Annotated in this window: 19 protein-coding genes; 3 read left to right on the forward strand and 16 right to left on the reverse strand. The window is 66.4% G+C overall.

Annotation, left to right across the window (positions count from 1 at the left end; genetic code table 11):
• Positions 1 to 21: 21 nt before the first annotated feature.
• The 12 genes from QWY79_RS15345 to osmF all read right to left on the reverse strand — a co-directional run bounded on the left by QWY79_RS15345 (position 22) and on the right by osmF (position 16,220).
• Positions 22 to 912 carry a DUF7281 domain-containing protein gene (locus QWY79_RS15345; protein ID WP_290274691.1) on the reverse strand — a complete coding sequence of 297 codons (891 nt, stop codon included), beginning with the start codon at positions 910 to 912 and terminating at the stop codon, positions 22 to 24.
• Positions 909 to 2,183: a DUF445 domain-containing protein gene (locus QWY79_RS15350; RefSeq protein ID WP_290274693.1), complete on the reverse strand. Its 1,275-nt coding sequence runs from the start codon at positions 2,181 to 2,183 to the stop codon at positions 909 to 911. Before QWY79_RS15350 ends, QWY79_RS15345 begins: the two co-directional genes overlap by 4 nt.
• Before the next feature lie 8 nt (positions 2,184 to 2,191).
• Positions 2,192 to 2,818, reverse strand: a complete 627-nt coding sequence (locus QWY79_RS15355; protein WP_290274696.1) for a condensin complex protein MksE — start codon at positions 2,816 to 2,818, stop codon at positions 2,192 to 2,194.
• Positions 2,818 to 6,546, reverse strand: coding sequence for an ATP-binding protein (locus tag QWY79_RS15360; protein ID WP_290274698.1), 3,729 nt, complete (start codon positions 6,544 to 6,546; stop codon positions 2,818 to 2,820). Before QWY79_RS15360 ends, QWY79_RS15355 begins: the two co-directional genes overlap by 1 nt.
• A gap of 254 nt (positions 6,547 to 6,800) precedes the next feature.
• A complete protein-coding gene (locus QWY79_RS15365; RefSeq protein ID WP_290274701.1) occupies positions 6,801 to 8,645 on the reverse strand; it encodes a protein kinase domain-containing protein in 1,845 nt (614 codons plus the stop codon).
• 15 nt (positions 8,646 to 8,660) lie between these two features.
• Positions 8,661 to 9,953, reverse strand: a complete 1,293-nt coding sequence (locus QWY79_RS15370) for a 2-oxo acid dehydrogenase subunit E2 (protein ID WP_290274704.1) — start codon at positions 9,951 to 9,953, stop codon at positions 8,661 to 8,663.
• Positions 9,954 to 9,975: 22 nt separating this feature from the next.
• Positions 9,976 to 10,953 carry an alpha-ketoacid dehydrogenase subunit beta gene (locus QWY79_RS15375; RefSeq protein ID WP_264826866.1) on the reverse strand — a complete coding sequence of 326 codons (978 nt, stop codon included), beginning with the start codon at positions 10,951 to 10,953 and terminating at the stop codon, positions 9,976 to 9,978.
• A gap of 1 nt (position 10,954) precedes the next feature.
• The gene (locus QWY79_RS15380; protein WP_290274709.1) at positions 10,955 to 12,196 is read right to left on the reverse strand and encodes a thiamine pyrophosphate-dependent dehydrogenase E1 component subunit alpha; all 1,242 of its coding nucleotides are present in this window, start codon (positions 12,194 to 12,196) and stop codon (positions 10,955 to 10,957) included.
• A 160-nt stretch (positions 12,197 to 12,356) separates the two neighbouring features.
• Positions 12,357 to 13,112, reverse strand: coding sequence for an ABC transporter permease (locus QWY79_RS15385; protein WP_290274713.1), 756 nt, complete (start codon positions 13,110 to 13,112; stop codon positions 12,357 to 12,359).
• Positions 13,113 to 13,128: 16 nt separating this feature from the next.
• Positions 13,129 to 14,112, reverse strand: coding sequence for an ABC transporter ATP-binding protein (locus QWY79_RS15390; RefSeq protein ID WP_290274716.1), 984 nt, complete (start codon positions 14,110 to 14,112; stop codon positions 13,129 to 13,131).
• Positions 14,109 to 15,260 carry an ABC transporter permease gene (locus QWY79_RS15395; protein ID WP_290274719.1) on the reverse strand — a complete coding sequence of 384 codons (1,152 nt, stop codon included), beginning with the start codon at positions 15,258 to 15,260 and terminating at the stop codon, positions 14,109 to 14,111. The genes QWY79_RS15390 and QWY79_RS15395 overlap by 4 nt, the downstream gene beginning before the upstream one ends.
• Before the next feature lie 75 nt (positions 15,261 to 15,335).
• Complete coding sequence (gene osmF, locus QWY79_RS15400; RefSeq protein ID WP_290274785.1) at positions 15,336 to 16,220, reverse strand: glycine betaine ABC transporter substrate-binding protein OsmF; 885 nt, start codon at positions 16,218 to 16,220, stop codon at positions 15,336 to 15,338.
• Between the two features lie 141 nt (positions 16,221 to 16,361).
• Here osmF and QWY79_RS15405 point away from each other — a divergent pair, with 141 nt between their 5' ends.
• Positions 16,362 to 17,321 (forward strand): DUF1853 family protein, encoded by a 960-nt coding sequence (locus QWY79_RS15405; RefSeq protein WP_290274720.1) that lies wholly within the window; start codon positions 16,362 to 16,364, stop codon positions 17,319 to 17,321.
• A gap of 9 nt (positions 17,322 to 17,330) precedes the next feature.
• On the opposite strand, the gene cysS is transcribed toward QWY79_RS15405, so the two are convergent.
• Positions 17,331 to 18,773, reverse strand: a complete 1,443-nt coding sequence (gene cysS, locus QWY79_RS15410; RefSeq protein WP_290274723.1) for a cysteine--tRNA ligase — start codon at positions 18,771 to 18,773, stop codon at positions 17,331 to 17,333.
• A gap of 1 nt (position 18,774) precedes the next feature.
• The gene (locus tag QWY79_RS15415) at positions 18,775 to 20,451 is read right to left on the reverse strand and encodes a glutamine--tRNA ligase/YqeY domain fusion protein (protein WP_290274725.1); all 1,677 of its coding nucleotides are present in this window, start codon (positions 20,449 to 20,451) and stop codon (positions 18,775 to 18,777) included.
• 144 nt (positions 20,452 to 20,595) lie between these two features.
• Here QWY79_RS15415 and QWY79_RS15420 point away from each other — a divergent pair, with 144 nt between their 5' ends.
• Positions 20,596 to 21,099, forward strand: a complete 504-nt coding sequence (locus QWY79_RS15420; RefSeq protein WP_290274727.1) for a peptidylprolyl isomerase — start codon at positions 20,596 to 20,598, stop codon at positions 21,097 to 21,099.
• Positions 21,100 to 21,173: 74 nt separating this feature from the next.
• Complete coding sequence (locus QWY79_RS15425; protein WP_290274730.1) at positions 21,174 to 21,938, forward strand: UDP-2,3-diacylglucosamine diphosphatase; 765 nt, start codon at positions 21,174 to 21,176, stop codon at positions 21,936 to 21,938.
• 6 nt (positions 21,939 to 21,944) lie between these two features.
• Here the strand turns inward: QWY79_RS15425 and QWY79_RS15430 are convergent, their stop codons facing one another.
• A complete protein-coding gene (locus QWY79_RS15430; RefSeq protein ID WP_290274734.1) occupies positions 21,945 to 23,009 on the reverse strand; it encodes a methylenetetrahydrofolate reductase in 1,065 nt (354 codons plus the stop codon).
• A complete protein-coding gene (locus QWY79_RS15435) occupies positions 22,996 to 23,466 on the reverse strand; it encodes a methylenetetrahydrofolate reductase C-terminal domain-containing protein (protein WP_290274735.1) in 471 nt (156 codons plus the stop codon). Before QWY79_RS15435 ends, QWY79_RS15430 begins: the two co-directional genes overlap by 14 nt.
• Positions 23,467 to 23,489: the final 23 nt, after the last annotated feature.

Here is a 23,489-nt window from a genome sequence, read left to right on the forward strand (position 1 = left end):
TTCCCTCTTCCCTCTTCCCTCTTACTTCTGCCCGCTCGCCCCAACCACCACCAGCGGCGACGTGAACCACTGCTGCTTGAGCCCGCGCTGCTCGTCGAGCAGCAATGCCAGATAGTCCCCCAACGGGTGCGCGGCCGGCAACTGGTCGCGATGCTTGCGCAGTGCCGGCTGATCGGGCAGTTGCTCGGCGGGCACATGGGCCCGGGTGGCGTTTTCCTGCAGCCAGGCCAGCGGCGGCAGCAGCAGCCCGGTGGCCCCGCTGCCGAGGACGATGCGCAGGCCGCGCGGGTCGAAATCGCCGAGCCCCAGCAGCGGCTTGCCGGTGGCGGCCCAGGCGCGGGCAAGCTCCCGGAAGCCGCCGCCATAGTGGCGATCGCCGCGATAGACGATCAGTGGACGCGCATGATCCGCCAGGGCGTCCAAGGCGCCGGCCGGCTCATAGAAGCTGTCCAGATTCTCGATCATCAACAGCACATCGAAGGCCGACAGGTCGAGCTCGCGCCAGTCGACGTCGAGGACCTCGCGCTCGCGATGGGCCATGCCCGGACGGGCCGTGGTCGCGGGCGTGTTGAGCAGCACGCGGTGGGCCCGCGGGCCCTCGCGCTGCGCCTTGTCTTCCTGGTGGCTGGCCCGCGCCTGTTCGGCCGTGGTACGGCCCGAAGTGCTCTCGCCCAGCGGCAGCTGGTCGAGGCTTTCGAGCAGCGCCTGCACCTTGCGCATCAGCTGCCGGTCGAAACGCAGCAACTGATGGCGCTGGTAGAGCTCCAGGTCCAGGCCGTGCTGATCGCACCAGGCGATGAAGGCCTGGCAGGCGCCGAGCTCGAGCGACTTCTCGACGCAGGGCTGGCGACGCAGCCTGTCCTGGATATCGCCGAGCCAGCCATGGGTGCGCTTGTCGAGGGTATCGGTCATGCGGATCTCGCCAGTCGGAGGGTGACGTCGTGGATCAGCCGCAGGTCATTGAATTGACTGGCGCGGCTTTCCGATTGTTGCAGCCTGAAGGCAGCCTGTTCGCTGCGTGGCAGGCTCTGGTATTCGGCGATGACCTGGAAGAGCCAGATTTCCTCGCCCCAGGTCATGTCGCTGTGCTGCAGATAGTCCAGGGCGCTGATGCCCGCCTCGGCGGATTGGTCGATGACGGCCAGGTAGAAGCGTTCCACGTCATCCTTGAGCGCCTGCTGACGCGCGGCCACCAGGCCGGTGGCTTCGACCGCGGCCGGGCCGGCACTGGTGGCATCGCGGCTGGGCTGCTGTGGCCGGGGCAGTTCGTGCAGCAGTTCGGTGATGACGCGGATGTCCGACTGGTGGTCCAGCGCCGGGGCCGCCGCGGCGTTCAGGGCGGTGGCCTGGTTGACCAGGTCGGGCACCTCGCTGCGCCGGGCATAGTTGCCGGGCACGAAGTTGGGGTGCTCGCGCAGGAAGGCCGCCATGCCGCTGACCAGTCGGCTGCGCGACTGCTGCTGGCGGAAGCGGGCCATGAGTTCGGTGAGGCGGCTCTGCACCTCGCGCAGGCTGGTGTAGTGCTGGCTGACCTGGCGTTGCAGTTGACTGATCAGCAACTTGCGCAGGCCGCCGTCGCTGCCGACCAGCTCGATGAGTTCGTCGAAGTCGATCAGTTGCAGGCCGTCGAGAAGGCGCACGATCTGCTTCTGGGCGCGGTCGTTCTCGCGGATCTTGTCGTTGAGGCGGCTGACGAAGCCGAAGTCGCTGTTGAGACGCTGCCAGAGGCTGTCGATGGCGTCGGCGAAGCGGCCATTGAGGTCGTCCAGCGCCTGGCGCAGGCGCAGCAGCTGCTGTTCCTGGCGCCAGTATTCGCCCTGGCTCTGGGCTTCGCGGTAACTCTGCACCAGGCTGCGCAACAGCTCCAGGGTCTCGCCCACGTCGGCGTTGACCTGGCGGCGGGTTTCGTCGGCCAGCATCTCGGCGATCAGTTCGCGCACGCGCGGGGCCAGCTTGACGCCGCCCTGCTCGTCGGGGCGCCAAACGATGCGCGCCGCCAGAAGCTTGTTGAGGGCGCGCTCGCTGAGATTGGCCAGCGGTACCTCGTCGCGGCTGTAGCCCTGCATCAGCGCCTCGGCGTGCTTGCCCAGCAGGGCCAGACGCTCCACCCCGGTGCTGACCAGCCGGCCTTCCAGCTGGTGGTCAGCGTGATCCTCGGCCGGGCGCGCCTCCGTCGATGGCATCCTGGAGCTCATAACAGATTTTCCTGGGCCTGGGGCATTTCATCCTCGATGGGCAGGTTCTCCTCGTCGCGGATCAGGCGCACCAGGTCGACCAGATAATCGACCTTGCCGGTGACCAGATAGACCTGGCGGTCGGCGTGGGGCTGGAGCACGTAGCCGTGCTCGCGAAGACGCTTGAAGACCTGCTTCATCTGGGCGTCGAGCTGTTCGCTCTGGGAGCCGAAGAAGCTGTCGCCGGCCAGGCGCTCGAGCTGTTCACGCAGGCTCTGGTTGTCCTCGCAGCGGGCGCTGAGCTCGGCGGGCTTGAGCACATCGCCGGGGGCCACCAGGGCATCGTGGCCCAGGGCTTCCTGCATCAGCTGCAGCCACTCGAGCATCGGCATCAGGCTGTGCAGCACCTCGCCGAGCTGGCGGGACAGCTGATCGCGGGCCTCGTCATTGAGCTGGCGCCAGGCCAGGAAATAGACGCTGCCCTCGGCATTGGTGGCCAGACGCCGGTTGAGCGGGCGCAGGTAGTTGTCGATCTGCTCGCGGGTGTCCTCGTCCTGCAGCCGCCGAAAGGCATGATCATCGCTCACCGCGCAGACGAACTCGCCGGCCAGCAGGCGCTCGAGCAAGGGGCCATGTTCGATCATCAGGTGAACTCCTCCGCGGTGGCTTCGGCAGTGCGTTGCTGCAGGCGCTCGGCCAGGCGGCTGAGGCGCGGCTCGATGCGCTTGAGGCGACGCCGGCCGGCGTCCTCGTTGTCACGGTCGATCAGGTAGCGATGCTGGAACAGCAGCAGTACGTCGGACTCCGGGTTGGGGAAGGCGCCGACGATATGAATGCGATTGCTGTCGCAGGCATCGAACAGGGTCTCGACGTTGTGATAGGCCAGCGTGCCGATCTCGTCGATGGGCCAGTGAATGGCGATCTCCGCCGAGCCGCGCAGCAGCCGGGTGAAGGCCAGCAGGAACTTGCACAGGATCAGGTAGGCCATGCCGTGGCTCGAGGACTCGAGCAGCTGGCGGTCGCTCTTGATGACCAGGTCGGTGCCGCCCTCGTTGAGGTGCAGTTCCAGGCGCAGCAGGCTCTCGAAGCTGTACTGCTGATCGTGGCGCAGCAGGTCGACGACATCGGCCAGGGCGTCCAGGTAGTCGTCCCCCGGCAGCTCGCGGGAGGAATTGCGCCAGTCACGATACAACTGGGCGAAGCGCTTGAGCGGTTCCCAGAAGCCGAGCTCGTCGATGGTCGACTGGATCTTGACCTCGGCCTTGTTGATGCCGTCCAGCCGCAGATCATCGGCGACTTCCTCGGAGAGCCGGCGGCTCTGGGCGCTGATGCGTCGGTTGAGGTCACGAAACACGGTGAAGAACTTGTCCAGGTCGGCGCCCAGGTTGCGGCCCTGCTGGATGAGCTGTTGCTGCTGGTCCTCGAGCAGTTGCAGCATGCCGCGCAGCATGGGCAGCTGGCGACGCGGGTCGAGGCCCGACTCGCCGGCCTGGCCAGAGCTGGCATTGAGCCTGGCCCGCTCGTTCTCCAGGGTCTCGACGAAGCCGGCACTGGCGCCCTTGATCAGGTCGCTCTCGACCTGCTCGCAGCCCTTGTGCAGCGTCTCGACTTCGCGGCTGCGATCGGCCAGCGCCTGACGGCTGCGCTCGATGCGCTCATGAACGTCCCCGGGTGCCTCGCCGTCGGCCTGCTGGACGGTGTCGTCGGGGGCCAGTCCCAGGCCGTCGAGCTGGCCGAGCAGCGGCTTGAGGGCGTCGATGACTTCGCGCTCGGCGTTGATGCGTGACTTGAGGGCCTTGCTGGCTTGCTGATGGGCCGTCCGGGCGGCCTGGAAGTCGCTGCGACATTGCTCGCGCTGGTGTTCGGCGCTCTGCTTGTCGCGGGTCAGGCTGGCCTCGCGGTCGACCAGTTCGGGCTTGCGCTGGCCCCAGTCGACCCGCATGAAGCGGCTGTAGGCATCCAGCTCCTCGCGGCGGCTCTCGGTGACGCGGATGCGCTCCTGCAGATCGCTGATGCGCTGGCGGGTCGAACGCAGTGTCTCGGGGTCGACGCCCTGCTCCTGCAGCTCCTGATCGAAGGCGGCTTCGAGTTCCTTGCGCTGGCGCTGGTGCTCGGCCTTGAGGTCGTCGAGCTGCTGGCGGTACTGCTCGATGCGGGCGTCGAAGCCGGCCAGCTGGCTCTGGCCGTCGGCCTTGAGCTCCAGCAGCTGGGACTGGTGGGTGTCGTCGAGGGTGGTCAGTGCCTGGCGCTTTTCCTCGCGCAGGGCCTCGTCGGCGGCCTGCTGGTCGGCCAGCGCCTGTTCGGCGGCGCGGCGACGCTCCTGCTGCTGTTGCAGGTGACGCTCGTGGATCTGATGCCGGGCGTCCAGGGCGTACTCCACCTCGGCATCGGCATGCTTGAGCGCCAGACGCGCCTGGCTGAGGCTTTCATCGGCGCCCTGGACGCGTTCGTGGCAGGCCTTGAGCTGTTTCTCGGTGGCCTTGAGGTCGGCCTCGGCCCGCGCCTGCTCGGCTTCCGCGGCCTCGATGGCGGCATGCAGGCTGGCTTCGTCGCGGGCATGATCGGGCAGTTCGATGGACGTCAGGTCCAGGTTAACGCCGAACAGGTCGTCATGCCCATCGTTGTCCTGATCGGCTTCCGTCAGTTGGGGCGACAGGTCGTGACGCTCCAGCAGTTCGGGGGCAATGACCTTGCCCAGCTGGTGTTCCCAGCCGGGCCGGTGGTAGCGCATGAAGTGGCGCAGACTGCCCTCGCTGGGATCGCGCTGGATTTCCAGGTCGCGGCAGCGCTGTTGGGCGCGATCCAGATCCTGCCGGGCGCTTTCGCGCTGCTGTTCGGCGCTGTCGCGTTCCTGGCGCAGGGTCTCGTGTTCGCGGCGCAGGCCATCGAGGCGCTGATTGGCAGCCTGACGATCGCTCTGCGCCTGGTCGACGCGTGCCTGGGCCAGTTCGGCCTCGCTGGCCTCGTCGCTGGATTGGCCGGTGGAGGCCAGTTGCGCCTTGAGGTCGGCGAGGCGCTCGATGCCCGCCTCGAGCCGTGACTGATAACCGGCTTCCAGTTCGCTGCGCCGCGCCTGGTGCTTTTCCTCGAGCTCGCGCTCGCTGGCCCACTGTTGTTCCTGACGCGCGGCCCGGGCGTCGCCCAGTTCGTCGAGCCGGGCCTGGATTTCCTCGCTGCGCCGCGAGAGGTCGTCGGCGAGTTCGCGCAGCCGCGCTTCCAGGCGCGAGCGGTTGGCCGCCGTGGCCTCCTGCATCACCGTCAGGTGTTCCTGCAGCTGGCGGGCCTGCTCGCGCCACTGCGGCAGCTCGGCGAGGTCGCGTTCCAGGGCCGGCATGTCGGCCTCGGCGTAGGCCTCGTATTGCTGCTGCAGGTCGTTGAGGCTGCGCTGGGTACGCTCCAGCTCGCTGGCCAGTTCACTGATGCGGTCATTGAGCCGGTCGCGGGTCTGCTCGTACTCCTGCTCGCGGGCCTGGAAGGCTTGCTGCTGGGTATTGAGCTCGGCCTCGCTGTCGGCGAGCTGGCGTTCGGCGCGGTGGCGGTCGGCTTCCAGCTGGGGCTTGAGTTGCCACAGGGTCGTCTCGAGATCGGCAATCTCGCGATCGACCTCGGCCAGCTCGGCCAGGGATTGCTGCAACGGCGCCAGGCGCATGGACTGGCGCATCTGGGCGATCCATTCGCGGGCCTTGGTGCTGCGGATGCGGGTGACCGGCAGTTCGACGCCGTCTTCCTCGAAGATGGCCGCAAGCATGGTCTTGAGGGTGTCCATCTTGCCCTCCTTGGCATGCACCGCGGAGATCAGTTTCTCCATGTGGCGGATGCGCCGTTCGGGCTTGACCAGGCTGAACTGGGCGGCGGTCTGGCGCAGCTTCAGGGCCTCGCGGCGGTTGCCCTGTTGCTGGGTGAAGTCGTTCTGGATGACCGCGCGATATTCCGAGGTGGCGCCCAGCTTGGCGGACACATTGATGCTCTGGCGACGCAGCCCGGCCAGCCAGGCCTCGGTCTCCAGGGCCGCGACGCCTTCCCGGCTTTCCACCAGATAGTCTTCGGGGCGATAGGGAGCGCCGACGAAGCGGTATTCGACGCCGCCTTCCTTCTTGCGGGTCAGCACGGCCTGGCAGACGTTGCCGGCCTCGCGGCGGTATTCGTAGATCAGATAGCTGTTGCGATGCGGCAGGTAAAAGGCATCGAATTTCATGCGCGTGCGCGGCACCACCTTGTTCGGCAGCTCACCGTAGAACACCGGTACCAGGCGTTGCAGCGTGGTCTTGCCGGAAGCATTGGTGCCGCAGATGTTGGTGTGGCCATCGACATCCAGTTCGACGACGCCATCCAGGTGACCGTGAATCATCACGATGCGGAGTAAGTGGGCCATGCTGCATCCTTGTCCATTGAGATAGACGATCACTGCTCCCTCGGCCAGCGGGGGCGCGACCGGCGCCAGGTCCTGGCGAGGGCGCTGTGAACCCGTCCCTGGGCGCTACTTTTGACATCCCTGTCAAAAGACCCTCGCCAGTCCCTGTCCCCGTCGCGCTGTCACCCGTGGCATGTCGCCATGGCAGGAGGGATTGATGGTCCCCTATCTTGCCAGAATCCGACCACGAGCTCATTCATGGGCGGGCGCCGGTTTCACTGCGTGTCGGCCTGCATGGCGGCCAGGGTGGCGCGTGGGTCGCGGGGGTAGAAGCGTTCCGGCTGTTGCGCCAGGTGGGGGAAGAAGCGGGTGTCCTTGTAGGGCATCTTCATGAAGCCGGAGACGCCGAGGCCTTCGATCAGCGCCACGGCGTCGAGGATGTCGTCCAGGCGGCGGCGGAATTCGTCTTCCCGGGAGGGGTCGAGCAGGCGGTAGTGGCTGTGGATCTTGAGGTGCTCGGGCAGCGCCTCGAAGATGATCATGCCGGTATGGTGGATCTCGTTGAGGGCTTCCAGGGCGGTGATGATGGCTTCGGGCAGGACCAGGAATTCGTCCGGGTCGGGGCCGTCCTCGAAGTAGCTGTGCAGTCGGGTGCGGTCCTCGAGTTCGGGGACGTCGCTGACTTCATAGGCCAGGCGAATGTCCGGCGGGATCACGAAGGGTCGGTCGGGGCCTTCGCGGTCCAGGTGCAGGGTGTCGCGGGCATTGAACAGACAGCTCTTGAAGATGCCCTGGCGGTGAATGGCCCGGGCCAGGCTGACCATGTTGTTGACGGCGGCGACGAAGGCCGGCTTGAGCGCCGGGTCGTGCAGGTTCAGGGAGGTGTCGATGTAGACGCCTTCGGCCTCCCAGCGCACCGCCAGGCCGCCCACCACGGGATAGCTGCCCAGCCGGCTGACCGCGGCCAGGAAGGCCTTTTCGGTCTCGCCCATGCCCTGCATGAAGTTCTTGTAGTAGCGGTCGAGCTGGACGTCGTTGACCTCGCTCAAGCTGTCGCGGCCGCCTTCCTCGCGCAGGAAGGACTTGCGCGAGCTGTAGACCACGGTGTCGATCTCGCTGGCCGCGGAGCGCGTCCACACCGGCACCAGGGCGGTTTCCGGCGGCTCGGGCAGGTCGAGCATGACCAGGCGGCCAAGGCGCGGCATCTCGCGGATGAAGTAGTCGCCGGCGCGTCGGCGCACCTCGGGGTCGGGGTCGAGCATGCCGTCGAGCAGGCGCGCGAATTCCCGCGGCAGGCCAAGCGAAGTGGCCGGAATGACCCGGTGGCCGAAGCGACACGACTGGCCGGAGGCCAGCGCATAGAGGGTGCCGGCGGCGCCCTGCTCGTCGAAGCGGGGCGACGACAGCGCACCGTTGAGCTGTTCCTCGCCGATGAAGTAGACATCCCCCAGTCGGGCGTTGGTCTGCTGCAGGTTGTCGGACATCAGCTCCATGACGTTGGTGGCGACGAACTGCTGGTTGGCATCCAGCTGGGCGAACACCGAGGAGCCCCAGTCGATCAGGGCGACGCGCTCGCGGTCGGCATCGAAGACCAGGTTGGAGGGCTTGATGTCGCCGTGCACCACCGGGCGCCCGGCCGGCCCGTTTTCGTCGCGCAGGGCGCGCAGGATGCCGGCCAGCTGGTCGGCGATGCGCACCACCAGGCGCGGCGACAGGCGCCCTTCGCGGCGCGAGACTTCCTCGAGGTTGAGGCCCGGGGCGCGTTCCATGACCAGGATCGACTGGTGTCGCACGCGCTGATAGGCGATCAGCCGCGGCACATGGGGATGATCCACCTGCTCGAGCATGAAGGCCTCTTCCTCGAGGCGATCCTGAATCTCGCGCGACAGCGTGACCCGCGTGAACTTGAAGACATACTGCTCGCCATGCTCGGTCACCCCGGCGAACACGAAGCCGTAGGCGCCCTTGCCGATCAGCTCGATATGGCGGTAACCGAGCTGTTCGAGCTGCGCCTGGCACAGCGCCACCCACTCGCGCAGCTTGCGCGCGTCGTCGTGGCTCAACAGATAGACCGACTGGTCTTCCGGAATATAGAACTGCTGGAGCGGCGCCTGGCTCATGACCACCCCCGAGCGTCAGCGCAACGACAGCAGCATGGTTTCCGGATCCTCCAGATAGCCCTTCCAGACGTTGCAGAAGCGGGCGATGGTGCCGCCGTCGATGAGGCGGTGATCGCCGGCCCAGGTGGCGGTCATGATGGCCCGCGAGACCACCTCGCCGTTGGCGTCGAAGCGCGGCAGCCACTGGGTCTTGCCGATGGCGACGATGGCGACCTCCGGGGCATTGATGATGGGCGCGGCGTAGGTACCGCCCAGGGCTCCGATGTTGGAGATGCTGATGGTGCCTTGCTGCAGGTCGGCGCGGGACACCCGCCCTTCCCGGGCCGCGGTGGTCAGCCGTTGCACCTCGGCGGCCACCTCGAGCAGCGACAGCGACTCGACCTGTTTGACGTTGGGCACCATCAGGCCGGCCTTGCCGTCCACCGCCATGCCGATGTTGCAGTGCGCCTGGTAGTGGATCTCACCGGCCTCCATGTCGAGCCGGCTGTTGAGAATCGGATGGGCCTGGACCGCCAGCGCCAGCGCCTTCATGAACAGCGGCATCAGCGTCAGGCGTGTCTCCTGCGCCTCGGCCTGGGGCTTTAAGCGCTCGTGCAGGGCCAGCAGCCGGGTGACGTCGATCTCTTCGCCGTACTGAAAGTGCGGGATCGTCGAAGCGGACTCGACCATCTGTCGGGCCATGGCGGCGCGAACACCACGCAGCGGCTCGACACGCGACGTGGCCTGGCCAGCGGGGCTCGGGCCGTTCGAGGCCGCGTTGCTCTCGGCCGGCTGAGTGGTCGCGGCGCCGTCCAGAAAGCTCAGTACGTCTTCCTTGAGCACGCGACCGTCCTTGCCGGAGCCCGGCACCTGGTCGAGACGCAGCTCGTTCTCGCGCAGCAGACGCCGCACCGCCGGGCTGGCCGGAATGCGCCCGTAGGCGCCGCGGCCGCTTGCCGGCGGGGCCACCGCTGGCGCCTCGGCCTGCGGCGATGCGGGGCGTGGCGTGGCGTCAGCGGGCGCGCTGCCCTCGCCTTGCGCGTCTTCGGCGTCATCCGCGGGCTCGGCCCGGTCGTCATCGGCGTTGTCTCCGCTCTCGGCGTCGTAGGCAAAGAGAGGTTCATGGACCCGGGCGGTCTCGCCCTTGGCCACATGCAGCCGGGTAATGGTGCCGGTTTCCGGCGCGGTAATCTCGACCAGCGCCTTGTCGGTCATGACCTCGACCACCGGCTGATCCTCGGCCACGCTGTCGCCTTCCTGCACGTGCCATTCAACGACTTCACATTCCACGATACCTTCGCCGATATCGGGCAACTTGAACTGGGTCATCGGTGTCTCCCTGGGTATCGGCTCAAAAGTTCACGCTGGCGCGGATCGCTTCATGGATCTTGAGGTGATCCGGCAGGTACTCCTTCTCCAGCGTCTGCGGGAAGGGCGTATCCAGGCCGGTCACCCGCATCACGGGCGATTCGAGATACAGGAAGCAGCGCTCCTGCACGGTGGCCGCGATCTCGCCGGCGAAGCCGCCGGTGCGCGGCGCTTCGTGGGTGACGACCAGACGACCGGTCTTGAGCACCGAGTCGACGATGGTGTCCTCGTCCCAGGGCAGGATGGTGCGCAGATCGATGACCTCGCAGGAAATGCCGTCCTTCTCGGCCAGTTCCACGGCGCGTTCGATGACCTCCATCTGTGCGCCCCAGCCCACCAGGGTGACATCGCTGCCCTCGCGGGTAACGGCCGCCTCGCCGAGGGGCAGTTGATAGTCTTCCTCGGGCACCTCGCCGGTGGAGGCGCGATACAGCCGCTTGGGCTCGAAGAACAGCACCGGATCGGGGTCACGAATCGACGCCAGCAACAGGCCCTTGGCCTCGTAGGGATTGCGTGGAATGACGATCTTCAGGCCCGGCGTGTGGGCGAAGTAGGCTTCCGGCGACTGGGAGTGGTAGTGACCACCGGCGATGCCACCCCCATAGGGGGCGCGCAGGGTCAGGCCGCCGACGTTGAACAGGTCGCCGGAGCGATAGCGGAACTTGGCGGTCTCGTTGACCAACTGGTCGAAGGCCGGAAAGATGTAGTCGGCGAACTGGATCTCCGCCACCGGCACCGAGCCCTGCGAGGCCAGGCCATTGGCGAAGCCGACGATGCCCTGCTCGACGATCGGCGTGTTGAAGCAGCGCGCATGGCCGTATTTTTCCTGCAGGTGACTGGTGGCCCGGAAGACCCCGCCGAAGCTGCCGACGTCCTCGCCGAAGCACAGCACCTTGTCGTCCTCGGCCATGGCGATGTCCAGGGCATTGTTGATGGCCTGCAGCATGTTCATGTTGGGCATCTCAGGCGCCTCCCTGATCGGTCGCGGCATCCGCACTATTCTTTACATCCGGGTCCAGCGAGCTCGCGCCCCGGGGATAGGCATCCGGATAACGACGCACATGCGCCGTCAGGGCATCGAGCTGGCGCTGCAGGGCCGGGGTGACATCGGCGTAGACGTCGCTGACCAGGGTGCCCAGGTCGGGCGGCGGGCGCTTCTCGGCGCGTTTCATGGTCTCCAGCACCTCGCGACGCAGCTCGTCCTGGCGGGCATTTTCCTCGTCATCGCTCCACCAGTCGCGTTCGATCAGCCAGCGTTTCATGCGCAGGATGGGGTCCTTTTCGCGCCAGGCTTCCTCCTCCTTGCGCGAGCGGTAGCCGGAGGGATCGTCAGAGGAGGAATGCGCCGCCAGGCGATAGGTCATGGCCTCGATGAGCACCGGCTTGTTGTGCTCCACGGCGATGCGCCGGGCTTCCTCGGTGGCGCGGTAGACGGCCAGGATGTCGTTGCCATCGATGCGGATGACATGCATGCGATAGCCGAGTGCCCGGGGCGCCACGCCGTCGGCGGCAAACTGCTCGACGGTGGGCGTGGAGATGGCGTAGCCGTTGTTGCGGCAGAAGAAGATCACCGGCGCTTCGTGGACCGCCGCCATGTTCAGGGCGGCATGGAAGTCGCCCTCGGAGGCGGCGCCCTCGCCGAAGAAGACCAGGGTGCAGAGGCCATTGCCGGCCAGCTTCTGGCCGTAGGCATAGCCGGTGGCCTGGGGAATCTGGGTGCCCAGCGGCGAGGAGATGGTCATGTAGTGCAGCTTGCGCGAGCCGTAGTGAATCGGCATCTGCCGGCCCTTGCCATAGTCGAGCTGATTGCCGAACAGCTGGTTCATGAACTCGTCGAAGCTGAAGCCGCGATAGACCAGCGCACCCTGCTCGCGATACTGCGCCATGATCATGTCGGCATCATCGAGGGCGGCAGTGGCGCCAACCACGGCGGCCTCCTCGCCGGTGCACTGCATGTAGAAACTCAGGCGGCCCTGCCGCTGGGCGGCCATCATGCGCTCGTCCATCACGCGGGTGGCCAGCATGGCTTCATAGATGCGGCGCGCCTTGTCGCGCTGGATGTCCGGCGCTTGCGCGCCTTCGAGCAGTCGACCGTCCTCGCCGAGGACGCGCCAGGTCGGAATGCGGTATTCGTCACCGGCCAGAAACTCCGGTGTGCCGGTCATGGGCGCCGGCGGCGTGGTGCTGTCGGGTCTTGTTGTCATGTGATGATCATCCTTGCCCCTTTTGGGGGAAGTATTGTCATTGTCATGGCGGACTGCCAGGGGGTTGCCCCGACATCCCGCGCTTTCGATTTACGTTAACGTAAACTGTAGAGGCAGAATAGCCAAGTTGGAAGTAGCTGACCAGCCATTCAGCGCTTCCTTAGTGCAAGGAGGCAGGCTGCAGGCGCGCAAAGAGACTGTCGACGCTCAGCGCGAGCAGGCCGATCAGCAGCGCGCCCTGCAGCACATAGGCGATGTTGCCGTTGACGATGCCCGAGATGATGGGGTCGCCGAGGTTGCTGGCGCCCACCGTGGAGCCGATCGCGGCGGTGGCGATGTTGATGGTCACCGAGGTACGGATGCCGGCCAGGATGATGGGAGCGGCCAGCGGCAGCTCGACCCGAAGCAGCCGCTGGATACCGGTCATGCCCATGCCACGGGCGGCTTCCGCCACCCCACCATCGATGCCTTCCAGGCCGGCCAGGGTATTGCGCACGATGGGCAGCAGGCCGTAGAGCAACAGCGCAACGATGACCGGCAGGGTGCCGAAGCCGAGCACCGGCACGGCCAGCGCCAGTACGGCCACGGGCGGGAAGGTCTGTCCCATGGAGGCCAGCTGACTGACCATGGGCAGGAAGTCGCGGCCCGCCGGGCGCGTCACGGCAATGGCGGCGGCCACGCCGATGCCGATCGCCAGCAGGGCCGCCACACCGACGACCAGCAGATGACGGCCCAGCAGCACGAAGAAGTCGGCCCTGGCATAAATGACGTCACGGCTGTCGGGCTCGACCAGGCGAAACAGCGGCTCGAGCCAGGACATGCCCCAGCAGGCGCCCAGCAGGAGCAATAACCAGATCATGGGCGCCAGCCAGTGGCTGACAGTGGGTCGAGTGGGACGGCGGGTGGCGGTCTGCATGTCCTGGCTCCTGCCCTCAGCCGGCGGCCTGGTCGGTGTCGGTCCGCCCCGCGGCGGCCCGCGCATCGCCGGCGCCGACCAGCTGACGCAGGGAAAGCTGCCCCACCGGCGTGTCGGCCGCGTCGACGACCGTCAGGCAGTCGACATGTCGCCACAGCATGATCGACAGCGCTTCGCGCAGCGTGGCCTGCTGGCTCACCCGCTGCTCGGCCAGCGGCGCGTCGTCGAGGGCCGTCATGCGCTGACTGACCGGCAACAGGGCGGCTTCCTTGAGGCCGCGATCCGCGCCACCCAGCAGCGACTCGACGAAACCATCGGCCGGCCGGCGCAGCAGTTCGAGGGGATGCCCCTGCTGGATAATGCGCCCGTGGTTCATGACCACCAGCCGATCCGCCAGCCGCAGGGCCTCGTCCATGTCATGGGTGACGAAGACGATGGTCTTGTTGAGCCTGGCCTGAAGCCGCACCAGCTCGTCCTGCAGCGACTCCCGGGTGATCGGGTCGAGCGCCCCGAAGGGTTCGTCCATCAGCAGGATGTCCGGGTCGGCGGCCAGGGCACGGGCCACCCCGACCCGCTGGGCCTGCCCGCCGGAGAGCTGACTGGGGTACTTGTCGGCAAACTCTTCCACCTCGAGCCCGAGCAGCTCCATGAGTTCCTCGACCCGTTCGCGGATGCGCGCCCGGGGCCACTTGAGCAGCCCCGGCACCAGGCCGATATTGCGCGCCACCGTCCAGTGCGGAAACAGGCCGGTACTCTGGATGGCATAGCCGATGCGACGACGCAACACTTCCTCGCGGAATTCACGCACCGGCTGCCCTTCCAGGTGGATTTCCCCGGCGCTGTGTTCGATGAGGCGATTGATCATGCGCAGCGTGGTCGACTTGCCGCACCCCGAGGTGCCGATCAGCACGCACAACTCGCCCCGCTCGATGCTCAGCGAGACATCATCCACGGCCAGGGCATCGCCGAAGCGTTTGCTTACCTGAATCAACTCGATCAATGCGTGCCTCCGGGGCGGATTTTCTCGGTCAGCGCGGCCAGCAGGGCATCGGCCAGCAGGGCCATGATCAGAATCGGCAAGGCGCCCAGCAGGACCAGGTCCATGGCCGCCTGACCCAGCCCCTGAAAGATGAAGCGCCCCAGCCCGCCGGCACCGATCAGCGCCGCCACGGCGGTCAGGCCGATGCCCTGAACCGTGGTGATGCGGATGCCTTCGAGGATCACCGGCAGGCCCAGGGGCAGGCGTACCTGCCGGAATATCTGGGCGCGACTCATGCCCATGCCGCGGGCGGCGTCGATGACCCCGGGGTCGACCTCCTCCAGGGCGACATAGGTGTTGCGCACCATGGGCAGCAGACTGTAGGCAATCAGCGCGAGCAGCGCCGGGGCCCAGCCGATGCCACTGATGCCCAGTGCCGCCAGCCAGTCGTAGCGGTCGGACAGCCAGGCCAGCGGCGCCAGCAACAGTCCGAACAGCGCCAGGCTGGGAATCGTCTGCAGGAAATTGAGCAGGGTAAAGCCGAAGCGCTGGGCGCGAGGCCAGTGACGCATGGCCATCGCCAGGCCGACACCCAGCGACAGACTGATCACAACGGCGGCGCTGACCAGCAGCAGATGCTCGCCGATGGCCGTCAAAAAGGCGGACTGACGCACCTGAAACTCCTGACGCAGGGCCAGCGGCTCGAGGTCGAACATCAGGCTCAGGGCCAGGCTCAACAGCGGCAGCAGATACAGCAGCCCGTTCTGCCAGGACGGCAAGGCCACCCGACCACGCAGCTCGATCAGCGCCAGCAGCAACACGAAGACCGCGACCCAGACGGCCGGGCCAATGGCCATGCGGGCCTGAGGCAGCGACGGGTCGACGCTCACGGCGGCGGCCACTACCAGCCACAGCGGCAGGGCCGTCAGCATCAGGATCACCAGCATCAGGGCCAGGCGCAGGTGGCGGACTGTCGGACGCCGGGCCAGCAGCAACACACCCAGCATGGGCATGATACTGATCAGCACGCCCGGCCAGCCGGCGATGCCGCCGACGCCAACCCCCTCCCCCGGAACGATGCGATTGGCCGCCACACTGACCGCGTCCAGGCCGAGCCAGGTGGCCAGCAGCACCAGCATCAGGCTGATCAGCACGCTATTGGGCCGCATGACCTCTCGCTTCAACCGATTGCACTCCGCCGCTGATCATCAAGGACACTGCCCGGTCCCTCTACGCTTGCGTGATTACTCGGACAGCGACTCGAGGAAGTTGGCCGCGACATCGGCGGGCGCGAGCCCCTTGACGGCCACATCGCCGTTGAGGCGCTGCAGGGTGTCGCGGTCCAGGGCCTCGAACACCGGTTCAAGCAGGCTCTCGATCTCGGGATAGGTGTCGAGCACCGCTTCGCGGACCACCGGGGTCGGCTGATACACCGGCTGAACGCCCAGGGTGTCGTCCATGACCACCAGGTCGAGCGCCTGCAGGCCTCCATCGGTGCCGTAGGTCATGGCGGCGTTGACGCCACTGGTCTGCTGGGCGGCGGCACGCATGGTGGCGGCGGTGTTGCCGCCGGAGAGCACCAGCAGCTGGTCGTCGCTGAGCTCGAAGCCGTAGGCATCCTGGAAGGCCGGCAGCGCCTGGGGCGACTCGATGAACTCGGCACTGGCTGCCAGCTTGAAGTCACCGCCGTCATCCAGGTAGGCCGCCAGATCCTCGAGGCTGGTGAGCTCGTTCTGGCGTGCCAGTTCACCCCTCAGGCTGATCGCCCAGGTATTGTTGGCGTCGGCCGGGGTCAGCCAGACCAGGCCGTTGCGCTTGCGATCCTCGGCCTTGACGGTCGCGTAGGCCTGCTCGGCATTCTTCCACACATCGCTGTCGGCCATGTCGAAGAAGAAGGCGCCATTGCCGGTGTACTCGGGATAGAGGTCGATCTCGCCGGAGGTCAGGGCCTCACGCACGATGCTGGTGGTGCCAAGCTGCAGGCTGTTTTCCACCTTGATGCCGTTGTTCTCCAGGCGCTGCAGGATCAACTGCCCCAGCACCGAGCCTTCGGTGTCGATCTTGGAGGCCACGACCACCGGATCACCCTCTTTCGGGGTATCGGCCTGAGCCGTCATGGACAGGGCCATCAGGCCACCGGCCGCCAGGGCGGCAAAACGCGTGAGAGACGAGTTCATCATTAGCACCTGCTGGTCGGGAATGTCGGGTGAAGTATAAAGTGCCACATACCAGACTGTCGGAACACCATGGCGATGTCATCCTGAGGCCTCATGCCACCTTACGATACCGATTTTCTCGAACGCTGGCAGCATCCGCAGGTACGTGACCTCGCCTGGCTGCTGAGCGCCCCGGACCTGCTGTCCCTGGCCTGGCCGGGCCGGCCGACACGCCAGTCCCTGGGCCTGGGGAGCCGGCAGGCCCTGCAGGGCTACCTGGATCGACAGGCCGAGGCACCCGCCATGCTGGAGGCCATGACCGGCGAGCCCGGCGCCTCGCGTCTCGGTCACTACCATGAGCGGCTGTGGCAATACCTGCTGCAGACGGCGCCGGGGACACGCCTGCGGGTGCACAACCTGGCGGTGATTCGCGGGCGCCGCACCCGGGGGGAGCTGGACCTGGTCTATCAACAGCGACAGGGCGATACCACGCCGGTGCACCTGGAGCTTGCGATCAAGTTCTATCTGGGCCTGCCAAGCGGGCCCGGCAGGCCGAACGACCCGGCCCGCTGGATCGGCACCAACGGCGTGGACAGCCTGGCCCTCAAGCAGGCCCACCTGGAACGTCACCAGTTCCCCCTGGCCCACTCGCCGGATGCCCGGGATGCCCTGGCCGCCGCCCTCGGCCCATCCTGGCAGGGACGTCTGCAGCAGCGTCTGGCCATGCCCGGCGTGCTCTTCTATCCCTGGGAACATCCAATGCCCGCCCCCGTTCAGGCCCACTCCGCCCATTACCGTGGGCTCTGGCTGCACTGGGCACACTGGCCGGCCTTCGCCGCCACGCTGGACGACGCGACCCGGGGCAGCTGGCTGGGCAAGCCTCACTGGCTGGCTCCTCCCGCCCGCCGTCATCTGCTCGGCCTGGAGGAGCTGGCCGCCTGCCTGGCAGAACACTTCGCGCGCAGTGGCGCACCACGGCAGCTGGCGCTCTACCGTCCCGGCAAGGGCTGGCAGCGGGTCTTTATCGTGGAGGATGACTGGCCCCGGCAGATTCCCCTGGGGCCCAGTGGCTAATGCCCCGGCTCATTCGCCGGGGGCCTCGAACACCCAGGAGGTGCCTTCGCGGCTGTCCTTGAGGACGATGCCCAGGGCGGCGAGCTCGTCACGGATTCGATCAGCCTCTTGGAAATTTTTATTTTTCCTTGCTTCGTTACGCTGAGCTATTTTGGCTTCTATATCCTCAGCGCTCTTCACACTGGCCGTACCGGTCGACTCTGATTCGGCATACAGGGTGCCCTTTGCCAGCACTCTCCTTTGAAAAAAGGCTTTTGGATCTTGCTGCAGCAATCCCAGCACACCGCCCAGCCGCTTGAGTTCCGCGGCCAGGGCCGCCGCCTGCTCGGGGGCTTCCCTGCGCGCCCGGTTGACTTCACGGGCCAGGTCGAAGAGCACCGAGAGCGCCTCGGCGGTGTTGAAGTCGTCGTCCATGGCCTCGGTGAAGCGCGCGTCGAAACGCTCATCCACCTGCCCCGCCGTGGCGTTTTCGAGGTCCAGCCCGTCCAGGGCGTTGTAGAAACGCTCCAGCGACTTGCGGGCATCGGCCAGGGAGTCCGGTGCATAGTTGATCGGGCTGCGGTAATGGCTGGCCACCAGCAGATAGCGCACCACTTCCGAGTCGTGATGCTCGAGCACGTCACGAATGGTGAAGAAGTTGCCCAGCGACTTGGACATCTTCTCGTGCTGGACGCGCACGGCCCCGGCATGCATCCAGGTGTTGACGTAGGTCTTGCCGGTGGCGGCCTCGCTCTGGGCGATCTCGTTCTCGTGGTGCGGGAAGGTCAAATCCGGCCCGCCGCCATGGATATCGAAGGTCTCCCCCAGGCAGCAGGTCGACATGGCCGAGCACTCGATATGCCAGCCGGGGCGCCCCGGCCCCCAGGGCGATGGCCATTCGGCCTCGCCGGGCTTGGCGGCCTTCCACAGCACGAAGTCGAGGGGATCTTCCTTGTGCTCCTCGACATCCACCCGGGCGCCGGCGCGCATCTCGTCGGGGTCGCGGTTGTTGAGCTTGCCGTACTCGGCGAAGCGACGGACCCGGTAATAGACGTCGCCATTGTCCGCCGCATAGGCGTAGCCCTTGTCGATCAGCGTCTGGATCATGGCGGTGATGTCATCGACATGTCGGGTGGCGCGCGGCTCATGATCGGGCCGCTGGACGCCGAGCCGCCCTTCGTCCTCGTGCATGGCCTCGATCATGCGGTCGGTGAGCGCGTTGATGCTCTCTCCGTTCTCCTCGGCACGCCTGAGGATCTTGTCGTCGATGTCGGTGATGTTGCGCACATAGTTGACGTCATAGCCCCGGGCACGCAGGTAGCGGGTGATGACGTCGAAGGCCACCATCACCCGGGCATGGCCCAGGTGGCAGTAGTCATAGACGGTCATGCCGCACACGTACATGCTCACGCGCCCGGCTTCGCGGGGCGTGAAGGCTTCCTTGCGGCGTGTCAGGGTGTTGTAGATCTGCATGTCAGCCCTTCTTCTTGATCTTCGCCCAGGTGTCCTTGAGTCCCACGGTACGGTTGAACACCAGCTTGCCGGGAGTGCTGACATGCCGGTCGGCACAGAAATAGCCGACACGCTCGAACTGATAGCGACTCTCCGGCTGCGCCTCGGCCAGGCTCGGCTCGCCGAAGCCCTGCACGGTGACCAGCGACTCGGGATTCAGGTGCTCGAGGAAGTCGACGTCGCGATCCTTGTCGGGCTGTTCGACCTGGAAGAGGTTATCGTAGAGCCGGACTTCCAGCGGCACGCCGTGAGCGGCGCTGACCCAGTGCAGCACGCCCTTGACCTTGCGGTCTTCGGGGTTCTTGCCGAGGGTGTCGAAGTCCACGGAGCAATGCAGCTCCTGCAGCTCGCCGTCTTCGTCCTTGATGACATCGTCGCAGCGAATCACGTAGCTGTTGCGCAGGCGGACTTCCTTGCCCGGCGAGAGACGGAAGAACTTCTTCGGCGGCTCTTCCATGAAGTCGTCCTGGTCGATGTAGATCTCGCGGGTGAAGGGCACGCGGCGCACCGGCATGTCATCGCGGGCGGGATGCCCGGCCACGTCGTAGACCTCCTGGTGGTCCTCGGGGACATTGGTCAGCACCACCTTGAGGGGCTTGAGCACGCACATGGCGCGCGGGGCATTGTCCTCGAGATCCGAGCGAATGGCGTGGTAGAGCATGGCGATGTCGACCAGGCCACCATCGGCGCGGGTGACACCGATCATCTCGCAGAACTTGCGCACCGAGGCCGGCGTGTAACCGCGGCGACGCATGCCGGAGATGGTCGGCATGCGCGGGTCGTCCCAGCCATCGACATAGCCCTGGTCGACCAGCAGCTTGAGCTTGCGCTTGGAGGTCAGGGTGTAGTTGAGGTTGAGGCGCGCGAATTCGATCTGGCGCGGGCGCGACGGCACCGGCAGCTGCTCGAGGAACCAGTCGTAGAGCGGACGATGGTCCTCGAACTCCAGCGAGCACAGCGAGTGCGTGACGCCCTCGATGGCATCGGACTGGCCGTGGGTGAAGTCATACGACGGATAGATCTTCCACTTGTCGCCGGCCTGGTGGTGGCTGGCATGACGAATGCGGTAGAGGATCGGGTCGCGCAGGTTGATGTTGGACGAGGCCATGTCGATCCGGGCGCGCAGCACCTTCTCACCCTCGGCGAACTCGCCGACGCGCATGCGCTCCAGCAGATCGAGGTTTTCCTCGACGCCACGCTCGCGATAGGGGCTCGGCGTGCCGGCCTCGGTGAGCGTGCCGCGGTATTCGCGGATCTCGTCCGGCGAGAGGTCATCGACATAGGCCTTGCCCTCGCGCACCAGGTACTGTGCCCAGGCATAGAGCTGGTCGAAGTAGTCGGAGGCATAGCGCACCTCGCCGGCCCAGTCGAAGCCCAGCCAGTTGACGTCTTCCTTGATGGCGTCGATATAGGCCTGCTCTTCCTTCTCCGGGTTGGTGTCATCGAAACGCAGGTTACAGTCGCCACCGAATTGCTCGGCAAGCCCGAAATTCAGACAGATCGACTTGGCATGGCCGATATGCAGAAAACCGTTGGGATGCGGCGGGAACCGGGTGACGATCCTGTCGTGCCGGCCAGCCTCGAGCTCCTCGTGGATCTGGTTGCGAATGAAGTTCGGCGCGCTGGTAGTCTCGGTCATGTTGATTGGGCAACCTCTGGTTGAACGCGGGCCTGTCGAGCGTGGCCGGTGGGTTCCGGCTTCGCGCATCGACGCAAAACCGCTATTATAGCGCCACGCCCATGCACGGCGCCAAGGCATCCGGCCAATCGACAGGAAATCGTCATGATCACGCTTGAAACCAACTTCGGCGATATCGTCATCGCCCTGAATCACGAGCAAGCCCCGAAGACCGCGGCCAACTTTGAACAGTACGTCCGTGAAGGCTTCTACGACAACACCCTCTTTCACCGTGTGATCGACGGCTTCATGGTGCAGGGTGGCGGCTTCGACCTGGACTTCAACCAGAAGTCGACCCACGCCCCCATAGAGAATGAAGCGGACAACGGCCTGCCCAACCGGGTCGGCACCCTGGCCATGGCCCGCACCCAGGACCCGCACTCGGCCACGGCGCAGTTCTTCATCAATGTGGCCGACAACGACTTTCTCAACCATCGCGGCAAGAACCTGCAGGGCTGGGGCTACTGCGTGTTCGCCGAAGTGGTCGAGGGCATGGAGGTCGTCGAGCGCATCAAGAACGTCGAAACCACGCGCCGCGGCATGCATGCCGATGTGCCCGCCGAGGACGTGATCCTCAAAACGGCGCGCCTGCAGGACGCGGCGAGCTGACCCTGTCGCTCGACCGCCGGGAGACGGCCGCCGTCTCCCACCCCGCTCACCCTCCGGCAACAACGGACGCTGACATGGCCACCCTGCTGATTTCCGATCTGCACCTGCATCCCGGTGCACCAGCGATTACCCAAGGTTTCTTGAACTGGCTGGACGAGCGCGCCACAGGCGCAGAGGCGCTCTATATCCTGGGCGATTTCTTCGAGGCCTGGATCGGCGACGACCTGCTGGACCTGGGGGATGCCGACCCGACCGGCAATGCGCCGCTCGCCCGGCGTATTGCCGAGGCACTCAAGCATCTCGCCGATCAGGGCACGGCCATCTACCTGATGCACGGCAACCGCGACTTCCTGCTCGGTGAACGCTTTGCCCGTGAAGCCGGCGCCAGCCTGCTGCCCGACCCCAGCCTGGTGACCCTGGGCGACGAGCGGGTCCTGCTGATGCACGGCGACAGCCTGTGCACCCGCGACGAGGCCTACATGGCCTTTCGCGCGCAGTCCCGCCAGGCCGAGTGGCAGGCACAGGTGCTGGCCATGCCGATCGGCGAGCGCATCGAACTGGCCCGGCAGTTGCGGGACCAGTCCGGCGAGGCCAACTCCAACAAGGCCGAGGACATCATGGACGTGACGCCCGACGAGGTGGTCGCCAGCCTGCAGCAGCACGGCGTGACGACCCTGATTCACGGTCACACCCACCGCCCCGATGTCCACGAGCTGGAAGTCGATGGCCGGCCGGCGCGGCGCTATGTGCTGGGTGACTGGCAGCCCGAGCGGGGCTGGGAAATCGTCGCGGCGCCAGGCGAGGCACTGTGCCTGCGCGATTTCCCCCTCAGCGACTGAGCTGCCTTACCAGCCGGACCCGGTGGCCGCCGGCCCCACGGCGCTGGCGGCCTCGGGATTGAGTTCGGCGGGGTTGTCGCGCCCCGGGTACCAGGGCACACGCCCTTCGAGCACACCGGTTTCCTCGATGATGCGCGCCACCTTGCCTTCCTGCCGATAGGCCATGATATGGGCCCCGCTGACCCCCTCGATCTCGCGCACCTCCTGAAGGATGTCGCGACACAAGCGGGTGCCCTCCTCGCGCTGATCCCGGGCGCCCTCCAGGCGCTTGATGACATGGTCCGGGATATGCACGCCCGGCACATGGTCGCGGATCCAGCGTGCACTGCGTGCCGACCCCAGCGGCCCCATGCCGACCAGCACATGTACCCGATCGGGCCCCTCGAGCAGGCCCATGTCGCCGATCTCGGCCATGAAGTCGCGCAACGCCGCCGTATCGAAGCAGTACTGGGTCTGAATGAAGTTGGCACCGGCCGCCACCTTCTTGGCCAGCCGCTGGGCGCGTACATGCCGGGGCGGCACGAAGGGGTTCTCGGCGGCTCCCAGGAAGAGGCGCGGCGGGCTCTCGATCACCCGGCCGCTCTCGAAATGACCGCCGTCGCGCATGCCCTTGGCGATGTTGAGCAGCGACAGAGAGTCGAGATCGAAGACCGGCCGGGCATGCGGATGATCGCCGGCCTGGACGCCGTCGCCGCTCAGGCACAGCAGATTGCAGGACCCCATGGCCGCACCGCCGAGAATTTCCCCCTGCATGGCAATGCGATTCCGGTCGCGGCACGACATCTGCAGGATGGTGGCGTAGCCGACCCGAGTCAGCAGCGAACACACGCCGACACTGGACATGTGGCAGTTGGCGCCGGAGCCATCGGTGGCATTGATGGCATCGACATAACCATCGAAAATCGCCGCTCGCTGCAGTACCTCCGCCGGGTCGGCGGAGTCCGGCGGGCTGATCTCGGTGGTCACGGCAAAACGCCCGGCACGCAGCACCCGTTCCAGCCGGCCGGGTGACACATGGCCGGGCAGAACGGGCAGCGAATACCCGGGTACCGGTTCATCATCGAACTTCATGGGCCCCTCCTGCACCATGCTCGCCACGCGCCACTCTGAGCCAGGACGAGCTACCTTCCATGCTGTCATCCACCGGCAGCTGCACCACCTCGATGCGATCGCCATGCTTCATCCGCTCGCTGCCTTCCCAGGCATCCAGCCAGACACAGCGCATCTCCGGCTTGACCTCGCAGCCGCCATCGTCGCGAACTCCGCCACAGGGACCATTGCGCAAGCGCTTGGGACAGTTCATGGGGCACGACATGCCGGTGGAACTGAGCACGCAGTGGCCGCACATCTGACAGTCGAACAGCAGGCCCTTGATATGCTTTTCCAGCCAGGCCACCGGCGCCTCGAGCCGTTGATACCCGATGCGTTCGAGCAGTGGTGCCGACCACTTGAGCACGACCTCGAAGCCGGCATACAAACGCTCGAAGGCATGGGCATGGCGAACCGCAAAGCGACGCACGCGATACATGATGCTCCCCTCTTCACGGCGTA

This window comes from Halomonas sabkhae (assembly GCF_030409265.1).
Taxonomy (GTDB): Bacteria; Pseudomonadota; Gammaproteobacteria; order Pseudomonadales; family Halomonadaceae; genus Halomonas; species Halomonas halmophila.